Genomic DNA, 236 nt, shown 5'->3' with positions numbered 1-236 from the left:
ACTCAACAAAGCACAAAAACGGGATGTGCAGGTGGCAATGAGCAACACCTTCGGGTTTGGCGGGCACAATGCCTGCGTATTGTTCAAGAAAATAAGCTGAACCCCGTATGACATTTCCCGGCAACATCTTTAATTCCCATCCTAAGGAGGATGGGGATTTTTTTTTGGGGATCAGCCGGATCCTGGGGTTCAAGCCGAAAAGCCTGGAGGTTTATAAGCGCGCATTCCTCCACCGG

Annotated in this window: 1 pseudogene; it reads left to right on the top strand. The window is 50.0% G+C overall.

Annotation, left to right across the window (positions count from 1 at the left end):
- Positions 1-107: 107 nt before the first annotated feature.
- Positions 108-236: pseudogene (locus ACRHNM_RS18185) on the top strand (ribonuclease III); the annotation flags it as partial.

Source organism: Psychroserpens mesophilus, from assembly GCF_050617655.1.
GTDB classification, from domain to species: Bacteria; Bacteroidota; Bacteroidia; order Flavobacteriales; family Flavobacteriaceae; genus Psychroserpens; species Psychroserpens mesophilus_A.
Note: the sequence above shows the minus strand (reverse complement) of the source record. Positions and strands in the feature narration are given on the sequence as shown.